The sequence below is a fragment of the Thiomicrospira sp. WB1 genome (assembly GCF_001507535.1).
Taxonomy (GTDB): domain Bacteria; phylum Pseudomonadota; class Gammaproteobacteria; order Thiomicrospirales; family Thiomicrospiraceae; genus Hydrogenovibrio.
In genome coordinates this window covers 462,576-478,287 of record NZ_LQBN01000002.1, presented here as the reverse complement: position 1 = coordinate 478,287, position 15,712 = coordinate 462,576, and the positions used below count along the sequence as shown (strand labels likewise).

16 protein-coding genes are annotated in these 15,712 nt (G+C 50.8%); 15 read left to right on the top strand and 1 reads right to left on the bottom strand.

Annotation, left to right across the window (positions count from 1 at the left end):
* Window positions 1-65: 65 nt before the first annotated feature.
* Window positions 66-869, bottom strand: a complete 804-nt coding sequence (map, locus tag AVO41_RS06645) for a type I methionyl aminopeptidase (protein WP_068584508.1) — start codon at window positions 867-869, stop codon at window positions 66-68.
* Between the two features lie 251 nt (window positions 870-1,120).
* On the opposite strand from map, the gene rpsB reads away from it, so the two are divergent.
* The 15 genes from rpsB to AVO41_RS06570 all read left to right on the top strand — a co-directional run bounded on the left by rpsB (window position 1,121) and on the right by AVO41_RS06570 (window position 15,605).
* The gene (gene rpsB, locus AVO41_RS06640) at window positions 1,121-1,861 is read left to right on the top strand and encodes a 30S ribosomal protein S2 (RefSeq protein ID WP_068584505.1); all 741 of its coding nucleotides are present in this window, start codon (window positions 1,121-1,123) and stop codon (window positions 1,859-1,861) included.
* A 74-nt stretch (window positions 1,862-1,935) separates the two neighbouring features.
* A complete protein-coding gene (tsf, locus tag AVO41_RS06635) occupies window positions 1,936-2,820 on the top strand; it encodes a translation elongation factor Ts (protein ID WP_068584503.1) in 885 nt (294 codons plus the stop codon).
* A 210-nt stretch (window positions 2,821-3,030) separates the two neighbouring features.
* Window positions 3,031-3,774, top strand: a complete 744-nt coding sequence (gene pyrH, locus AVO41_RS06630; protein ID WP_068584501.1) for a UMP kinase — start codon at window positions 3,031-3,033, stop codon at window positions 3,772-3,774.
* Between the two features lie 46 nt (window positions 3,775-3,820).
* On the top strand, window positions 3,821-4,378 hold the full coding sequence (gene frr / locus AVO41_RS06625) for a ribosome recycling factor (protein WP_068584497.1): 558 nt from the start codon (window positions 3,821-3,823) through the stop codon (window positions 4,376-4,378).
* Between the two features lie 74 nt (window positions 4,379-4,452).
* Complete coding sequence (locus AVO41_RS06620; RefSeq protein ID WP_369793275.1) at window positions 4,453-5,178, top strand: isoprenyl transferase; 726 nt, start codon at window positions 4,453-4,455, stop codon at window positions 5,176-5,178.
* A complete protein-coding gene (locus AVO41_RS06615) occupies window positions 5,172-6,026 on the top strand; it encodes a phosphatidate cytidylyltransferase (protein ID WP_068584492.1) in 855 nt (284 codons plus the stop codon). The genes AVO41_RS06620 and AVO41_RS06615 overlap by 7 nt, the downstream gene beginning before the upstream one ends.
* On the top strand, window positions 6,023-7,414 hold the full coding sequence (rseP, locus tag AVO41_RS06610) for an RIP metalloprotease RseP (RefSeq protein ID WP_235584685.1): 1,392 nt from the start codon (window positions 6,023-6,025) through the stop codon (window positions 7,412-7,414). The genes AVO41_RS06615 and rseP overlap by 4 nt, the downstream gene beginning before the upstream one ends.
* Entirely contained in the window at window positions 7,407-9,698 is a 2,292-nt protein-coding gene (gene bamA, locus AVO41_RS06605) for an outer membrane protein assembly factor BamA (RefSeq protein WP_068584488.1), read from the top strand. The genes rseP and bamA overlap by 8 nt, the downstream gene beginning before the upstream one ends.
* A 77-nt stretch (window positions 9,699-9,775) precedes the next feature.
* Window positions 9,776-10,306, top strand: coding sequence for an OmpH family outer membrane protein (locus AVO41_RS06600; RefSeq protein ID WP_068584486.1), 531 nt, complete (start codon window positions 9,776-9,778; stop codon window positions 10,304-10,306).
* Between the two features lie 48 nt (window positions 10,307-10,354).
* Entirely contained in the window at window positions 10,355-11,401 is a 1,047-nt protein-coding gene (gene lpxD / locus AVO41_RS06595) for a UDP-3-O-(3-hydroxymyristoyl)glucosamine N-acyltransferase (RefSeq protein ID WP_068584483.1), read from the top strand.
* Window positions 11,401-11,838 (top strand): 3-hydroxyacyl-ACP dehydratase FabZ, encoded by a 438-nt coding sequence (gene fabZ, locus AVO41_RS06590; protein WP_068584833.1) that lies wholly within the window; start codon window positions 11,401-11,403, stop codon window positions 11,836-11,838. The genes lpxD and fabZ overlap by 1 nt, the downstream gene beginning before the upstream one ends.
* A 59-nt stretch (window positions 11,839-11,897) precedes the next feature.
* Window positions 11,898-12,668, top strand: a complete 771-nt coding sequence (lpxA, locus tag AVO41_RS06585) for an acyl-ACP--UDP-N-acetylglucosamine O-acyltransferase (RefSeq protein WP_068584481.1) — start codon at window positions 11,898-11,900, stop codon at window positions 12,666-12,668.
* Window positions 12,652-13,848, top strand: a complete 1,197-nt coding sequence (gene lpxB, locus AVO41_RS06580; protein ID WP_235584684.1) for a lipid-A-disaccharide synthase — start codon at window positions 12,652-12,654, stop codon at window positions 13,846-13,848. The genes lpxA and lpxB overlap by 17 nt, the downstream gene beginning before the upstream one ends.
* Window positions 13,845-14,471 carry a ribonuclease HII gene (gene rnhB / locus AVO41_RS06575; RefSeq protein WP_068584478.1) on the top strand — a complete coding sequence of 209 codons (627 nt, stop codon included), beginning with the start codon at window positions 13,845-13,847 and terminating at the stop codon, window positions 14,469-14,471. The genes lpxB and rnhB overlap by 4 nt, the downstream gene beginning before the upstream one ends.
* A gap of 144 nt (window positions 14,472-14,615) precedes the next feature.
* On the top strand, window positions 14,616-15,605 hold the full coding sequence (locus AVO41_RS06570) for a chemotaxis protein CheV (protein WP_068584475.1): 990 nt from the start codon (window positions 14,616-14,618) through the stop codon (window positions 15,603-15,605).
* Window positions 15,606-15,712 lie beyond the last annotated feature (107 nt).

Here is a 15,712-nt window from a genome sequence, read left to right as displayed (position 1 = left end):
TGCGGCAAGGGAGAGGCTCAACGCCTTGGGAACCGATCTGTTTTGCCCTGCTTTTAATGCAGGCTTCAAGGTAGAACCGGTGTTTCTCCCGGGCGCAGTGTGAGCACTTCGTAGCCGTCGGCGGTGACGGCGATGGTGTGTTCCCATTGGGCAGACAGCTTACGGTCCACGGTTTTGACCGGGAAAATTGTGTTGTCCGGATGTTTTTTATTAGGTCCAAGGGTTTTGACGGCCGCCCCCCCTTGGTTGATCATGGGTTCGACGGTGAACACCATGCCTTCGCGCAAAACGGTATTTTTGAGGTCCGGTTGTGTGCAATGCACCACTTGTGGCTCTTCGTGAAAGGACTGGCCAATGCCATGCCCGCAATATTCTTCCACCACGGAAAAGTCATTGCAGTGGGCATGGGTTTCAATGGCTTCGGCGATGTCATACAGTGTGGCGCCGGGCTTGACGGCCTCGATTCCCAGCCATAGGCACTCGTGTGCGACCCGGCAGAGACGTTTGGCAAAGGGTTTGACCTTGCCAACCTCGAACATCATGCTGTTGTCGCCGTGATAGCCGTCTTTGATCACGGTGACGTCAATGTTCACAATGTCGCCGTTTTTCAGTTTTTTATCGTCATCCGGGATGCCATGGCACACCACATCATTCACCGAAATACAGCTTTCCGCGGGAAAGCCATGATAGCCGAGTGTCGCTGACTGCGTGCCCTGGTTCGCCATGTGCTCGGCCATGCGGGCATTCAGCTCACCTGTGGTGACACCGGCTTTGACGTAAGGCGCAATCTGAACCAGAACATCGGCCGCGAGTTGTCCGGCGATGCGCAACTTTTCGAGATCGTTTTGAGTTTTGATGATGATGGCCATAATGCTAAAGAAAAAACGGTCCTGTTTTTAGGGTGAATCGGGTTTTTCGTTGCGCTGTGAAGCGCTTTGTGGTATAAATGCGTCGCTTTTTGACAGATCACCTTTCCGGTGGCTGAAAAAAAGCATTTTAACAAATAATCCACACGCCTGCCGACACATTCCACGGGGTGCCGACGGAAGCTTCGAAGAGAGGTTTACTGTCGGTTCGTGGTCTGGGCAGGCGGAGGCAAAACCCAAAACTGGAGAAAAGCATGGCTAAAGTCACAATGCGTGAAATGTTGGAAGCGGGCGTCCATTTCGGTCACCAGACCCGTTATTGGAATCCAAAAATGAGCGAATACATTTTTGGTGCTCGTAACAAAATCCATATTGTTAACCTCGAAAAAACCCTACCGTTGTTTAATGATGCGCTGAACTTTTTGAGCGGCATCGCTGCCAACAAAGGCACGGTTCTGTTTGTTGGTACCAAGCGTGCGGCGAGTGATTTGGTGAAGCAGGAAGCCGCTCGTTGTGGCATGCCTTACATCAATCATCGTTGGTTGGGCGGCATGCTGACCAACTTCAAAACCATCAAGCAGTCGATCAAGAACCTGAAAGACCTCGAAGTTCAGGAGCAGGACGGGACGTTTGAAAAAATTACTAAGAAAGAAGCGTTGATGCGCACACGTCAGAAAAACAAGTTGGACTTGTCTTTGGGCGGTATTAAGGACATGCGTGCCATGCCTGATGCGATTTTTGTCATCGACACCGGCAGTGAAAACATTGCTGTGAGCGAAGCGAAGAAACTGGGCATTCCGGTTGTAGGCGTTGTTGATACCAATAACGATCCGGGTGACATCGATTACGTCATTCCTGGCAATGACGATGCGGTACGTGCGGTGTCGCTCTATCTGTCAACCGTTGCGGACGCGATCCTGGAAGGCAAGGGCAGCATTACGACGGCGCCGGCCGGTGAAGCCGATGCCGCAGAAGGCGAAGCCGCTCAAGCGTAAGCGTGCGAATGAATTTTAACCAGGCCTGGTCAAAACCGGGCCTGATTTCAAACGAATCAAGAGGTTGATAAAAGATGGCAGTGACAGCATCGATGGTAAAACAGCTGCGCGAAATGACGGGCGCGGGCATGATGGATTGTAAAAAAGCGCTAGGTGAGACCGACGGCAATATGGACGATGCGGTTGAGTTTTTGCGCAAAAAAGGCATGGCGGGTGCCGACAAGAAAGCGGGCCGCACTGCAGCGGAAGGCGTTGTGGCCATCGCCATTTCCGAGGACAAAAAGAAAGCAGCGATTGCGGAAGTGAACTGTGAAACCGATTTTGTTGCCAAAGGCGATGAATTCAAAGGGTTTGCGGATGAAGTGGCCGCTGTGATTCTGAAAACCGGTATCACGGATGTAGATGCGCTGATGAATGAAAAGCTGGACAATGGTCAGACCATTGATGAGCGTCGTCGTGAGCTGGTGGGTCGTATTGGTGAGAACATGACGGTGCGTCGTACCGAAGTCATTGAAACCACTGGGCAGATCGGCCAGTATCAGCACGGTGAGAAAATTGGCGTAGTGGTTGCCATGGAAGGAGGTGATGAAAACCTGCTGCGTGACGTGGCCATGCATGTGGCAGCTTCCAAGCCGGCAGCGGTGTCAGCGGATGACGTTGATGCGGACATGGTAGAAAAAGAGCGTCAGTTCCAGATCGAGCAGGCTCAGGAATCCGGTAAGCCGGCTGAGATCATTGAGAAGATGATTGAAGGGCGCATGCGTAAGTTCCTGCAGGAAATTACTCTGATGGGGCAAGCCTTTGTCAAAGACCCGGATCAGACGGTTGAGAAGCTGTTGAAATCAGCCGACGCGTCGGTTTCTGATTTTGTGCGCCTTGAAGTTGGCGAAGGCATCGAAATCGAAGAAACGAACTTTGCGGATGAGGTTGCCGCAGCAGCGGAAGCAGCTAAGTCCTGATCGTTGCGTTTGTATGACGTATGAGGCCATGATAAGCCGCGGTTTATCATGGCCTTTTTTGTAGGAATTGCTTAGAATAACGACGGCTGTGCTCAAGTGTGTTTTTGAGGTTGGCAGCGCTTATTTCAAAACAGTGGTGTGTGCTAGCATGACTGTTTATCCATCCAAGGCGGTGAACACTGTTTTGAAATAAGCTGAAAGGGTATAAGCATGGCACTGAAATATTCACGGGTACTGTTGAAGTTCAGCGGTGAAGCGCTGATGGGGCAGAACAGTTTTGGACTGGATGCCGAGACACTGCGTAATGTGGTGGCAGAGGTGAAAACACTGCATGATTTGGGCGTGGAAGTCGGCCTGGTTGTGGGCGGTGGCAATATCTTTCGCGGGGCCCAGATTCAGGGGGCCGGGATCGAGCGCACCACAGGCGATCAAATGGGCATGATGGCCACAGTGATCAATGCACTGGCCTTGCGTGATGTGATTGAGGACATGGATATGCACGCGGTCGTGTACTCTGCCATGTCGATTGAGGGCGTCTCGCACGGTTTTCATGCCAATCACGTCAAAAAATCACTGGCCAAAGGCGATATTGCAATTTTTGCGGCGGGCACAGGCAGCCCCTTTTTCACCACGGATACCGCTGCGGCGTTACGCGGTATTGAAATCGATGCGGATATTGTGCTCAAGGCAACAAAAGTGGATGGCATTTACAATGCGGATCCCATTAAAAATCCCAGTGCCGCTCGCTATTCCGAATTAAGTTATGAGCAGGTGATCGAGCAGAATCTGCAAGTGATGGATATGACGGCGTTTGTATTGTGTCGTGAACACAGCATGCCGATTCGAGTGTTTGATATGTTCAAGCAAGATGCCGTGATCCGAATCGTTCAGGGGGAGGACGAAGGCACGTTGGTTCACAATGCCACCCCGGAAAATCATGACGACGAACAATAATATCATGACGACGAACAATAATATTTAACGTCTGGAGGACAGAGACATGTTGGAAGACATTTTTAATGATGCCAGTGAACGGATGGACAAATCGGTTGAAAGTCTGGAGATGGCGCTGGCAAAGATCCGTACCGGGCGGGCACACCCCAGTATCCTGGATGCGGTGAAAGTTGATTATTATGGCGCCATGGTGCCGGTTTCACAGGTGGCGAATGTGAACGTGGAGGACGCGCGCACCTTGACCGTGCAGCCATGGGAAGCGCCCATGATTCCGACGATTGAAAAAGCGATTATGACCTCTGAGCTGGGGATTAATCCGGTGACGCATGGTAATGTGATGCGTATCCCCATGCCGCCTTTGACCGAAGAACGTCGTAAAGAGTTCATCAAGCTGGCCCGTTCTGAGGCGGAAAATGCCCGTGTGGCGGTTCGCAACATCCGTCGGGACGCCAACGCCGATTTTAAAGCCCTGAACAAAGAAAAAGAAATCACCGACGATGAGATGCGTGAATCGGAAGATCGTATTCAGAAACTGACCGATGAGCATGTTCAGCGCATTGAAAAGATTTTGTCTGCCAAAGAAACCTCTTTGCTGGAAGTCTGAGCGTATTGCGTCGGAAGGCTCCCGGCGCAGTTGTTATCTGATCACACAGAATCAAAGGACGATGTTTGTCTGACTTGCATAACGATTCACCGGTGCCTGGCCACATCGCCATTATTATGGATGGCAATGGTCGCTGGGCAAAAAAAAGGCTTTTGCCGCGCTTTGTCGGCCACAAGAAAGGTGTGAGTGCGTTAAAGCGCGTGATCACACGCTGTGCTGAGCTTGGGGTGACGTCTTTGACTTTGTTTGCGTTCAGTACTGAAAACTGGAAGCGCCCCAAAGAGGAAGTGAACAAGCTGATGGGGCTGTTTCTGGAAGCCCTGCAAAAGGAAGTCAAAAACCTGCATGAAAATGGGGTTCGCCTGGAAGTGATTGGCGATCGCAGTGCATTCAGTGAGGCGATTCAAACCCACATTGACGAAGCCGAAAGACTCACCGCCGACAATGAACGCTTGAAGCTGAATGTGGCGGCCAACTATGGCGGACGAGCTGACATCGTGGAGGCGGTCAAAGCTTGGGGAAAGGCACATCCAGGCGAATCACTTGAATCGCTTACCCCTGAAGCGCTTTCCTCTTATCTGGCGTTGAGTGATCAGCCTGAACCGGATTTGTTGATTCGAACGGGTGGTGAGCAGCGTGTCAGTAATTTCATGATATGGCAAATGGCTTATACCGAGTATTATTTTACCGATACCCTCTGGCCCGACTTTGATGAAAAGCAGGTGGATCTAGCTGTGGCCTCTTATCAGCAAAGAGAGCGTCGTTTCGGTCGCACCAGTGAACAGGTTGCTTCATGTTAAAACAAAGAGTGTTGACCGCCAGTGCCTTGTTTGTCTTTTTGCTTGGCGTTCTTTTTTGGGGCGGCCCGGTCAGTTGGCTCATCCTCTTTTCTTTTACCGGTTTTTTGGCAGCGCGAGAGTGGTTTGCTCTGGCGTTTTCTGACCGACCTCACTTAAGTTCGATTCCGTTTGCCTCAGTGGTGGCTGCCATTGTGGCCTTGACGCCATGGCTGGTTCGGTTGCCGTTAATGTTTTGGGGGGCTTTGACATTGGGGCTGGCCCTGTGGATGGTGCTGAGTGTCATCTGGTTTCAACGTCACAAAGGGGAGCCGGGGTCGACCAGCTGGTTGGTCAAAACTTGCCAGGCCTGGTGGTCTTTGCCTGTGGGTGGGGCGTTGATCGTCAATTTTCATGTGATTGCCTGGTGGTTTTTGCGTGATTTCGGGCCGGGCTGGTTGCTGTTGAGCTTGTTTGTCATCTGGGCCGTGGACACGGGCGCTTATTTTGCCGGTCGACGTTATGGTCGAACCAAGCTGGCGCTGTATGTCAGCCCCGGAAAAACCTGGGAAGGCGTTTTGGGCGGTGCTGTATTGGCGTTCGGAGTGGCACTGATCGGGCTTTATTGGCTGCAAAGTGCTGGGGTTGGCCGTTTGCTCACCCCCTTGGAGCTCGTCTGGTTGGCACTCGGGCTGATGACGCTGGGTGTGTTGTCGGTTTTTGGTGATTTGTTTGAAAGTCTTCTAAAGCGGATCAATGGTCAAAAAGACAGTGGTCGTTTGTTGCCCGGCCATGGTGGTTTGCTTGATCGGATTGACAGTTTACTGCTGGCCATCCCTTTATTTTTCTTTTTCTGGGTCATGTGGGCATGATGACCTTTTTCTGGTCGGTGCTGGGATTTGTGGTGGCCATTGGCGTATTGGTCACGGTGCATGAATGGGGTCACTATGCCATGGCGCGCCTGTTTAACATTAAGGTGACGCATTTTTCCATTGGTTTTGGCAAGCCGCTTTGGTCCTATCAAGGTCGTGAAACCCGCTTTCAAGTTTCGGCCATTCCTCTGGGCGGTTATGTGCGTTTTGCGGATGAACGGGTGGAGCCGGTCGCCAGCGCTGATTTAACGCGTGCGTTTAATCGTCAATCTGTCTTTAAGCGGTTTGCAGTGGTGGCAGCAGGGCCCCTGATCAACCTGCTGTTCGCCTGGTGGGTGTTTGCGTTGATGTTTGCCTCCGGCGTGTCCGGTTTGAAGCCCGTGTTTGTTTGGCAGACTCAGTCGTCTTCGTTCGAGTCGGTCGAGCCCGCACAGCAGTGGTTGCTGACCGAGGTGGGTGGCCAGCCTGTCAAAACGTGGCGTGAAGCCCAGCAGCAGTTGCTTCAGGCGGTGGTCGCTAAGCGCGATTCCATAGACTTGCGTTACCGTGCCTTTGATCGTTCGGAACAGTCAGGCGTTGTTGCATCAGATGGTCGGGGACAAACGTTTTCTTTAAAACCCTTGTCGGTGGATCAATTGAAAGAAAACGGCTGGCGAAAGCTCGGGGTTATACCGTCCGGCCCGGATTTGGTTCCGGTTTTGAACCAGATATCTCCCGAGAGCCCGGCCAGTAAGGCCGGCTTGCAGGCGGGTGATCGAATTGTTTCTATTTCTGGGCAGTCGGTTGAGTCGTGGCAGGTCGTGACCCAGATCATTCGAAATCAGCCAGGAGAAACGGTGAGCATGGGGATTGATCGTGCGGGCCAACGGCTTCAAAAGCAGGTGGCGTTGGCTGCTAAGCCGGTCGGGGCAGAGACAATTGGTTTTATGGGCGCCAGCGTGAAGGTTCCGGCACAAATAAAGGGACGCTATCAGAGCACCATGCAAGTCGGTGTCTGGAAAGCGCTTTCTATGGGGTGGCAGCATAATCTCGACTGGATTGCCATGAGCCTGTCGATGCTAAAAGGCATGGTAATGGGCGATGTGAACTGGTCGAATTTGTCTGGACCTGTTAGTATTGCAGAGTTTTCCGGCAAAGCAATGCAGTCTGGCTGGGTCAGTTTTCTGGGACTGCTGGGGCTTTTGAGTTTAAGTTTGGGAATTTTGAATCTTTTGCCCATTCCGCTACTGGATGGAGGGCATCTGGTTTTTTATCTGATCGAAATGCTGAAAGGAACGCCGGTCAGTGAGGGGGTTGAGATCGCTTCACAGAAAATTGGCTTGTTTTTAATTCTGGGACTGACCTTTTTTGCGTTGTTTAATGATGTGGTAAGACTGACAAATGGCTAAAAAAATTATTCAAATCATTGGGCTCTCAACAGCGCTGACGGCTCAGAGTTCGTTGGCACAGCTGCCAAATGAAATCCGAGGCATCAATGTTCAAGGCAATGAACGCGTCAGTTTGGAAACCGTGCGCAGTTACCTGACCCTGGATCAGGGGGATGCGTTGACCCAGCAGGCAATTCAGGAAAGCATTCGTAAACTGTATGCGACCGATTTTTTTCAGGATATTGCGATTTCCATCGATGAAGAGGGTGTTCTTCAAATACAGGTCCAGGAGCGTCCGTCCATTGCTGAAGTGCGATTTGAAGGCAACGAGCTGATTAAAACGGAAGACATGCAACAGGCCATGGAAACACTGGGCATTAAGCAGGGGCGTATTTTTAATGAAGCGCAAATGGAGCGGATCATTGTTGATCTGAAGCGCCGTTATCAGAATCAGGGCTATTACGCCGCTGACGTGGACGTCACAGTGGAAACCTTGCCCCGAAACCGTGTGGCGTTGTCTGTGGACATCGTTGAAAATGAACCGGCAAGCATCGGTCAGATTCAGTTTGTTGGTAACCATGCGTTCGGTGATGAGTTGTTGAAGCGTCGTATGCTTTTGTCCGAATCTTCAACCTTTGGTGATTCGGATAAATATGCCAAACCAAAGCTTCAATCTGACCTGGAAACCTTGCGGTCCTATTATTTGGATCGCGGTTTTGCAAAATTCGATGTGCGCTCGTCCCAAGTAAGTTTGTCTCCGGATAAAACCGAAGTGTTTATCACGGTGAATATGGACGAGGGCAATCAATACCGCGTGTCCGATGTTCGTTATTCGGGTGAAACAATCGTTTCAGAAACTGAATTGGACGTTTTGAAAGAGATTGAAGAAGGGATGTTGTTTTCCCGCTCTAAGGTGGTTGCGTCGGTTGAAGCGTTTCGCAATCGCTTGAGTGAGGAGGGGTATGCCTTTGCCGAAATCGAACCGATTACCAAACTGGATGAAACGGAACGCACCGTTTCATTGGATTTTCGAATTGAACCAAAAAGCCGGGTTTATGTGCGCCGAATTAGTATAGAGGGCAATACACGCACTCAGGATCATGTGATTCGACGTGAGTTGCGACAGTTGGAAAGTGCCCCCTATTCGTTGCAGGCGGTTAAACGTTCCAAGACGCGTCTGAATCAATTGGGCTATTTCACCAAAGCGAATATCGAAACCGATCGTGTGTCCGATAACCAAGTGGATTTGATTGTTCAGGTGGAAGAGGAGTCAACTGGTTCGTTCAATGCCGGGGTGGGGTATTCGCAGCTGGATGGGGTCAGTTTTCAGATTGGTGTAACCGAGCGTAATGTGATTGGTTCCGGTTATCGTGCTAATATTAATGCAAACTACAGCGCATCAATTAAATCTTCAAACATCAGCCTGACCAACCCCTATTTTACTGAAGATGGCATGTCGCTGGGCGGTGGTTTTTATTTCCGTAACATTGATGCCGAAGAGCTGAATGTCTCGAATTACAAAGTGGACACTTATGGGGTGCGGACCAATATCGGGTATCCCACCAGTGAATACAGTCGTTTGAATTACGGTTTGAAATTCGACAATCAATCGATTGAATGCATTTCGGATTTTCAGGCGTGTGATCGTTTTGTCGAAGACATGGGGGAAGATTTCCAGTCCGTGCGTGTGACGGCCGGTTGGACCTATGATACTAAAAATTCTTTTTACTTTCCTACAGACGGTCATGACACCAGTGTTAGCACCGAAGTGGTGATTCCAACTAATAGTGATCTTTCTTTTTATAAAATTTTTCTGAAAGAAAACGCTTATTTCCCTCTAACCGACGACTTTACTCTGAAGCTAAAGGGCGATGTGGCCTATGGCGATGGCTATGGCAACAATCAGGACAGCTTGCCGTTTTTCGAGAATTTTTATGCCGGTGGGATCGGCTCGGTGCGAGGGTTCGAACCTAACTCATTGGGGCCACGTTATCAGACCACGGATGCGGTTTCGGATGATCCCAAGGGGGGGAGTTTTCGCGTTGTGACCAATGCCGAAATTATTTTCCCGATGCCATTTATTGAGAACTCTGAAAACTTGCGTGTCAGTTTTTTTGTGGATGCCGGCAACGTGTATGATTCATACGATGAGGTTGAGTTCAGCTCTTTGCGAAGCGCTTACGGGGCGGCGGTGTCCTGGATTACGCCGGTAGGACCGCTCGCGTTCAGTCTGGCTCGCCCCCTCAAAAGCGAAGACGGGGATGAGTTGCAGTCATTTCAATTTAATTTGGGTATCCCGATGTAAGCACGCTGGCTTAAAACCAGTACGGCTTTTCGCTATAATGCTACGAATAGGATATTTTGGGAACAAAGGGCAGAATCATGCACAGATTGTTTATGGCCGGGTGGTTACTTTGGATGCTGACAGCAACGGCCTGGGCGCAACAGCCCGCAAACATTGCGGTTGTGAATGTTGGCTTGCTTCTAGAGCAGGCCCCGCAGGCACAAGCAGCCGGACAAAATTTGGAAAAAGAATTTGCCCCCCAGCAGGCCGAACTGGAAAAAATGGCTCAGCAGTTGGAGAAGAAAAAGCAGGCATTTGATAAAAATCAGGCGGTGATGTCTGATGCTCAAAAGGCGGCATCTGAGCGTGAGATGACCATGCTCTCACGTGACATCCAGCGAAAACGCAGTGATATCCAAGAACTTGTGAATATTCGCCGTAACGAAGAACTTTCTAAAATACAAGAAACGGTCAATGATGCGATCAAACGCATTGGTAAAGAGTCTGCTTATGACCTGATTCTGTATGAAGGCATTGCGTATACCAGCGAACGCCTGGACATTACGCAAGACGTATTGAATTACTTGAAAAAAGCGCATGAATCAAAGCGCTCCAGCTTTAATCAATAAAACCGGTCGTTTCGCCCCTTTTTCCTCCCTGATAAAGAGAGACGCTTTTTGACACTTGAACAGATTCTCAATCTTTTGACGCACCGAGGCGTCGAATGTGACTACACGGGCGCCATGTCGGATGAAATTCATCAGGTTGCCAGTCTGGGGCAAGCAGGTGTTCATGAGCTGACTTTTTTTAATGACCCCAAGCGAAAGCGTGAATTAAAGCAAACCCAGGCGGGATGTGTGTTGATCCGCCCAGTTGACGCGGAATTAACAACGCGTCCCAAGTTGTTGGTTTCGGATCCTTATTACGCCTATGCGTTGGTAGCTCAAGCTCTCAATAAGCGCTCGTTTCCTGCTGAAACGCATTCCAGTGCGCAGATCGCACCTTCAGCAATATTGGGCGCCAACGTTTTTGTGGGCGCGAATGTGTGTGTGGGGGAGAACGCGGTCATTGAAGATGATTGTGTGATTGAAGCAGGGGCCATTATTCAATCGAATGTGTTCATTGGTCGGGGGTCGTACGTGGGTGCGAACGTGACACTGGCCGACGCTGTTGTGGTGGGGGCAGACGTCTATCTGGATGCCGGTTGCGTGATTGGCGGGCAAGGCTTTGGCTTTGCCCCACATCAAGGCCAGTGGCATCGCATCCCTCAGATCGGGCGTGTTGTGATCGGTGACCGGGTCTTTATTGGTAACAATACGACGGTGCATCGAGGGGCACTCGAAGACACGGTTATTTCGGACGACTGTATTATCGATGCACAGGTTCAGGTGGCTCACAATGTGAAGCTTGGGCAGGGGGTAGCGGTGGCGGCGCAATCCGGTTTTGCCGGTAGTACTGAGGTCGGCGCGCACTGTCAGTTCGGTGGGCAGTCGGGCGTGTCTGGGCATCTATCCATTTCTGACGGTGTGTTTGTGGGCGCTAAAGCCGGTGTGACGCATTCGCTGAAACAGTCTGGCGCTTATGCCGGATTTCCTGCGACGGACGCGGCCAGTTGGCAAAAAAACATGGTACGAGTGAAATCCCTTGATAAAATGGCCAGTCGGATTAAGGTACTGGAAAAAGAGCTATCGGCCCTAAAAGCCTATTTGGAAAAAGATATATGATTTTGGATGTAAAAGAAATATTTGATTACCTGCCTCACCGTTACCCATTTCTGTTAGTGGATCGAGTCACGGAATTTGAATCGGGCGTATCGCTGAAAGCCTATAAAAACGTCACCTACAACGAGCCTCAATTTACGGGACATTTCCCGGATAATCCGATTATGCCGGGGGTTATGATCATCGAAGCCATGGCTCAGTGCACAGGCATTCTTGCATTCAAAAGCCAAGGCGTTAAGCCAGATGGCCAGTCTATGTACTACCTTGCTGCTGTCGACAACTGTCGTTTTCGCAAACCCGCCGTTCCCGGCGATAAACTTGAATTCGAAGTCAAAGCTTTGACCAATAAAAAAGGCATCTGGAAGTTTCAGTGTGAAACACGGGTGGAGGGCAAGGTGATTGCCGCCTGTGATATGATGTGCGCCGAACGGGATGTCTAACGGTTTATGCGATATTCTCCTTTTTCTCTGCAAAGCGACTTGGACACAGGAAACTCATTGTGATTCACCCAACCGCCATCATTGATCCCGCTGCTGAACTGGCCGATTCCGTGGAAGTCGGTCCTTATTCCGTGATTGAAGGCAAGGTGCGCATCGATGCACATACCGTGGTCGGCCCTCATGTGGTGATTTCCGGGCCAACGGACATTGGCCGTCACAATCGTTTTTTTCAGTTTGGTTCCATCGGGGCGGCGCCCCAAGATAAAAAATACAATAATGAGCCCACACGCCTACGCATTGGGGATAGCAACACCTTTCGTGAGAATGTGACGCTGAACCGCGGGACGGCACAGGATCGTGGCGAGACCACAATCGGTGACGACAACTGGGTTATGGCCGGGGTGCACATTGCACACGACTGTGTGGTGGGGAATCACACAATTTTCGCTAATGCCTCAGCCTTGGCAGGGCATGTCCGAGTCGATGACTGGGCGATTCTGGGCGGCTATACATTGGTTCACCAGTTTTGCAACATCGGCGAGCACGCATTTTGCGGCATGGGCAGTGTGATCAACCAGGATGTTCCCAATTTTATTACCGTCTCCGGCAATCTGGCTGGGCCTCGCGGACTCAACCTGGAAGGGTTAAAGCGACGTGGCTTCGACCGGGGGCAGATCAACCTTGTCAAAAAAGCTTATCGAGCGCTCTACCGCACTGGCTATCGATTGGAAGAAGCCATCACCGAGATTGATGCACTGAATGACGATCAAGGCACGCTTGATACCCTCCTGACCTTCTTGTCCTCGACCCATCGTGGAATTGTCCGCTGAGCCGATGGCTCGCTGTCCTGTCTTTGCGCTGGTGGCTGGAGAAACCTCAGGGGACCAGCTTGGCGCTGGTGTGATCCGCGCCTTAAAACAACGTTATCCTCAAGCCCGTTTTGTCGGCATCGGTGGTCCGGAAATGATGGCAGAGGGGTTGGAAAGTTGGTACCCCATGTCTCGTTTATCGGTGATGGGGTTGTTCGAAGTCCTCAAACATTTACCAGGCCTGCTCAGGCTTCGTCGTCAACTGATTCATCGGTTACGGTCACTGCGTCCGACCGCGTTTATTGGCATTGATGCACCGGATTTCAATTTTACCGTGGAAGCCCGATTGAAGGCAGACGGGGTGCCGGCGTTTCATTATGTGGGCCCCTCAGTTTGGGCTTGGCGAGAGCATCGATTGAAAAAGATACGGGAACAGGTCGATGGTGTGTTCGTGCTTTTTCCGTTTGAAACATCTTTGTATGAACGCTATGGGATTCCGGTTAAATACGTCGGTCACTACATGGCCGCAGAAAGTCATCAGGCCCCACTCAAATCGCAAGCTCGAGAGACTTGGGGGCTCTCTGAGAAGGTGTCAGTCACCGGACTCTTACCAGGGTCAAGATCAGCAGAAATCAGCGTCATGATGCCGTTGTACCTTCAGGCGGCCGGTTTGCTGTTGAACCGTTATCCCACCATGCAATTCGTGATCGCCGCGGTCAATGAGCAAGCGTGTGCGATGATAAAAGGCCAGCTGGCCAATTTGGCTGCTTGGCAGCAGCCACACTTTCAGGTCAAAACGGGCCAGGTTAAGACCGCCATTGCCGCCAGCGACCAGTTGATCGTGACGTCGGGAACGGCGACACTTCAAACAGCTCTCATGCAGCGGCCTTTTGTTCTGGCCATTAAGGTTCATCCGTTGAGCTATTGGTTGATGAAGCGATTAGCCACCACGCCATGGGTCGGGTTACCCAATGTGTTGGCACAGCAATCCGTGGTGCCGGAGTTAATCCAGCATGAGGCCACACCGCTCAAACTGGTTCAGCAATTGATACCGCTCATTGATTCGCCGCAGGCACGTGAACACCAAATCTCTGTTTTTGCTCAACAACAGGTAGCTCTGGAGCAGCCCTCCGCAGAGCGGGTGGTCGATGGATTGGTCGCATGGTTGCCTTCTCTTCGGTCGGCAGGCGATGCCTCATGACCTTGTCGCTTTCGCAACAAACTGAGTTGTTTGGTGTCGAACGCCCTGACGGTTTGGAAGTCGGTGTGGATGAAGTGGGGCGGGGCCCATTGGTTGGTAATGTGGTGGCCGCGGCGGTTGTGTTGCCCGCGGAATCGCCCCTTTTGCTGGCGGACTCAAAAAAATTGTCTGAAAAAAAACGTGAAGCACTGTTCGTGGCGATTCAAGAGCAGGCTCTGGCCTGGGGGATCGGCCAGGCATCGCCTCGTGAGATTGATGAGCTCAATATTCTGCAGGCCACTTTTTTGGCCATGGAGCGGGCGGTCGCGACTTTACAGGTGCCGATCCAAAAAGTATGGGTGGATGGCCATCGGTGTCCGCCATGGCACTATCCCAGTGAAGCTGTGATCAAAGGCGATGACAAGGTGCCGGCGATCAGCGCTGCCTCCATTCTGGCAAAAGTTACACGTGATCGACAGATGGCTGACCTGCATGAAACCTATCCACAATACGGCTTTGATCGCCACAAAGGCTACCCTACGCCAGCGCATCTGCAAGCGATTAAGGAACATGGCCTGCTGGCAGAGCATTATCGTTACTCATTCAAACCCGTCAAACATCTGGCTGGGGCTGAACAGACATGACCCATTAGTTGGTCAGGTTTTTGCTACATCTGTGAGATAAATGGGTCTGGCTCTGCGTACAAATCGTCTGTTGCGATCTTTACAATCGGTCGAGGCCCGTGCAGAATGAAGCAAACACCATAAAAAGAACCATTGGAACGCACTATGACCACTACGCTTGAACAAGTTGAAAAAACGGCGCAACTAAGCAAAAACAACCAAATGAGCTTGATGGTGTTTCAGGTTCAGTTTCCAACAGAAGAGTACGATCCGCCTTTTTATGGCATGAATGTGTTCAAGGTTCGCGAAGTTCTGGAAGGGCGGGCTTATAATGTCTCTGAAATGCCGGATGCCAACCCCCTGATTGAAGGGATGATCGAGTTGCGTGGCGTGTATCTTCCGGTGATTGATGTGCCCAAATGGATGGGCTTTGAAATGACACCGGAGCAGAAAGAAAAGTCGATTATTATCGTCTCTGATTTCAGCCAGAACTTTATCGGCATGCGCGTGGCGCATATTCATGGCGTGGAAGAGAAAGATTGGGAAGACATTAAGCCGGCTACCAATTACAACGTGGACGTGAACACCAACCAGGTGGTCAATCATACCTACCTCGACAACAGCGACACACTTTGTTTTATTCTGGACATTGAAAAAATGCTGATTGAAGCCATGCCGCAAATGGCCCGCAAAATTTTCGAGTCCGCCGAAGAAGTTAAAAAAACCGATCATGACTTTACGCCGGAAGTTCGTGAACGTGAAATCCTGTTCGCGGAAGACAGTAAGGCCATTCAAAAATACATGGGCATGGTATTCGAGCAACTGGGATTACGCCATCGTGGGTTTGAAAACGGCCGTTTGTTATTGGATTACGTGGACTCACTTGAAAACTTGGACGATATTTCCATGGTGTTTACCGATTTGGAAATGCCAGTCGCGTCCGGGCACACAGTGATTCAGGAACTCCGTAAGAACCGCAAATCAGCACACATTCCGATCGTGGTGCATACGTCCATGACCAGTGATAACAACACGCGGGAAGTCCTGGCTATGGGGGCGGATTTCTTTGTGGGCAAAGTGGATACCGGCCTGATTGTCGATACCATTAAAAAAGTAGAGCAAAAGTATTACAGCAAAGGCATGGGCAGCGAGTAGTCCACTGATAAAACGTCGGGCATAAAAAAAGGCACTGATCAGGCAAGCCATTTACTTAAGTGGTGGTAAGCATTTGGTGAATTAAGGTCTGAGTCTTCAAAAGGTCT